The 438-nt window shown below is 43.6% G+C and carries 2 tRNA genes and 1 rRNA gene; all 3 read right to left on the reverse strand.

The features are described 5' to 3' along the window. Window positions 1-130: 130 nt before the first annotated feature. A tRNA-Ala gene (locus KI343_RS19875) sits at window positions 131-203 on the reverse strand. Window positions 204-219: 16 nt separating this feature from the next. Next, window positions 220-296, reverse strand: a tRNA-Ile gene (locus KI343_RS19880). Between the two features lie 78 nt (window positions 297-374). Next, window positions 375-438: ribosomal RNA gene (locus KI343_RS19885) — 16S ribosomal RNA — on the reverse strand; the annotation flags it as partial.

The raw sequence follows: 438 nt of genomic DNA on the forward strand, positions 1-438 counted from the left end.
TTAACTAAGTTAAGAATAAGTTTGTTGATTACTTAAAAGTAATCAATTGTGTCGCTATATTATAGCTTTTTGCCTTATTTCTAAAGTTTGATGTCGTTGTTACTCTTATTTAGTTTTCAAGGTACAAAAATGGAGCCTAGCGGGATCGAACCGCTGACCTCCTGCGTGCAAGGCAGGCGCTCTCCCAGCTGAGCTAAGGCCCCGTATATATATTTTAGATGGTGGGCCTGAGTGGACTCGAACCACCGACCTCACGCTTATCAGGCGTGCGCTCTAACCAGCTGAGCTACAGGCCCATCTAAAATCATTGAAGAGAATTGCTCTCTCAAAACTGAACCAAACAACCAAGTACGAATTCCGTTATATATCCTTAGAAAGGAGGTGATCCAGCCGCACCTTCCGATACGGCTACCTTGTTACGACTTCACCCCAATCATT

This window comes from Oceanobacillus sp. J11TS1, assembly GCF_018333215.1.
Lineage (GTDB): Bacteria > Bacillota > Bacilli > Bacillales > Amphibacillaceae > Oceanobacillus.